A 1,991-nucleotide genomic window follows, 5' to 3' on the forward strand; every position below is an offset into this window, starting at 1 on the left:
GCTGAGGGCGGGGCTCTCCAAGGGGTGCGCCCCTCAGGGGGCCGAGACGGGGGCTCGGGAGGCCTTGAGCGGGCCCACGGGAGGCTGAGGCGGGCGGGCACGCCGGTCTCGTAGGCCCCGGGGCGCCGTCGCGGGGCGGCCGGCCGGTCGGACCGGCCGGGGTCCGGCCGGTCCGAGCCCTCCGGCTCACGCCGGGGTACGCCCGACCCAGGCCCCCCGGCTCGCGCCGGGCTACGCGCTCCTGACGTTGTCGTACCGCGCGGTTACGCTCGGTCCATGGCTCTGACTACGTCCGCCGAAGCACCGCTTCCCGTCGGTGAGGTCTCCCGCCTGATCGGGGGCTGGATCGACCGGCTCGGGGCGATCTGGGTCGAGGGGCAGATCACGCAGCTGTCCCGACGTCCCGGCGCCGGGGTCGTCTTCCTGACCCTGCGCGACCCCTCGCACGACATCTCCATCGGCGTCACCTGCTACCGGCAGGTCTTCGACGCCGTCGCGGACGTCGTCTCGGAGGGCGCCCGGGTCGTCGTCCGTGCCAAGCCCGAGTGGTACGCGCCGCGCGGCCAGCTGTCGCTGCGGGCGGTCGAGATCAAGCCGGTCGGGATCGGCGAGCTGCTCGCCCGCCTGGAGCAGCTCAAGCGGAGCCTGGCCTCCGAGGGCCTCTTCGCGCTCGACCGGAAGAAGCCGCTGCCGTTCCTGCCGCACCGCATCGGGCTGGTCTGCGGCCGCGCCTCGGCCGCGGAGCGGGACGTCCTGGAGAACGCGCGCCGGCGCTGGCCCGCCGTCGCCTTCGAGGTGCGGAACGTGGCGGTGCAGGGCGTGAAGGCCGTCCCCCAGGTCGTCCAGGCGGTCAAGGAACTCGACGCGCACGCGGACGTCGACGTGATCATCGTCGCCCGGGGCGGCGGCAGCGTCGAGGACCTGCTGCCCTTCTCGGACGAGCAGCTCGTCCGCGTCGTCGCCGACTGTCGTACGCCGGTGGTCTCGGCCATCGGACACGAACCCGACTCGCCGCTCCTCGACCTGGTGGCCGACCTGCGCGCCTCGACGCCGACGGACGCGGCCAAGAAGGTCGTCCCCGACGTCGGCGAGGAACTGGACCGGGTCCGGGGGCTGCGGGACCGCGCCCTGCGGACCGTACGGGGACTCCTCGAACGGGAGGAACGCGGCCTCGCGCACGCGCTCGCCCGGCCCGTGATGGAGCATCCGCAGCGCATGGTCGAGGTCCGCGAGGACGAGGTCGCCGCGCTGCTCGCCCGCAGCCGCCGGGTCCTCGGGCACCTTCTCGACCGGGCGGACTCCGAGCTGTCGCACACCCGCGCGCGGGTCCGGGCGCTGTCACCCGCCGCGACGATGGAGCGGGGGTACGCGGTGCTCCAGCGGGCGGACGGATCGGTGGTCCGCTCCCCCGAGGAGGTCGCGGCCGACGAGGAGCTGCGGGCACGCGTCGCCGAGGGCGAGTTCGCGGTGCGGCGCGTGGCCGACCCGGCCTGAGCGGGGGACGGCGGGCGGTCCGCCCGGGCCGCCCGACCGCCGCCGGGGACCACGCCGGCCTGCGGGACGCGCGCGAGACGGGCGACACGCGATTCGCAGGACTCGCGGGAGCCCCAGCACGCAGGGCACGCAGGCACGCAGGGCATACGGAACACGGCACACGGAACACGCAGGATTCGAGAGAACCGGTCACGGAGGGTGGAGCGGCACATGGCAGCGGGAACGGAAGAGGCGGCGCTCGGTTACGAGCAGGCGCGGGACGAGCTGATCGAGGTCGTACGGCGGCTCGAAGCGGGCGGAACGTCCCTGGAGGAGTCCCTGGCGCTCTGGGAGCGTGGCGAGGAGCTGGCGAAGGTCTGCCGGCGCAGGCTGGAAGGGGCGCGGGCCCGGCTGGACGCCTCGCTCGCGGCCGAGCGGGCGGCCGAGGAGTCCGAGCGCACGGCGGGCGTCGACGAGGACGAGTAGCCCGCCGCTCCGCCGAGGACGAGGGGCTGGCA

2 protein-coding genes are annotated in these 1,991 nt (G+C 75.3%); both read left to right on the forward strand.

What is annotated here, in order from left to right; translation table 11 throughout:
* Window positions 1–276 precede the first annotated feature (276 nt).
* The gene (gene xseA / locus EAO70_RS35040; RefSeq protein WP_148006852.1) at window positions 277–1,494 is read left to right on the forward strand and encodes an exodeoxyribonuclease VII large subunit; all 1,218 of its coding nucleotides are present in this window, start codon (window positions 277–279) and stop codon (window positions 1,492–1,494) included.
* A 210-nt stretch (window positions 1,495–1,704) separates the two neighbouring features.
* Window positions 1,705–1,959 carry an exodeoxyribonuclease VII small subunit gene (locus EAO70_RS35045; protein ID WP_148006853.1) on the forward strand — a complete coding sequence of 85 codons (255 nt, stop codon included), beginning with the start codon at window positions 1,705–1,707 and terminating at the stop codon, window positions 1,957–1,959.
* Window positions 1,960–1,991 lie beyond the last annotated feature (32 nt).

It is taken from the genome of Streptomyces sp. adm13(2018) (genome assembly GCF_008042145.1).
GTDB lineage: Bacteria > Actinomycetota > Actinomycetes > Streptomycetales > Streptomycetaceae > Streptomyces.

Bases quoted from the DNA above. Each gene is read 5' to 3' on its own strand.
- xseA (WP_148006852.1), top strand. From the start codon at position 277: ATGGCTCTGACTACGTCCGCCGAAGCACCGCTTCCCGTCGGTGAGGTC.
- EAO70_RS35045 (WP_148006853.1), top strand. From the start codon at position 1,705: ATGGCAGCGGGAACGGAAGAGGCGGCGCTCGGTTACGAGCAGGCGCGG.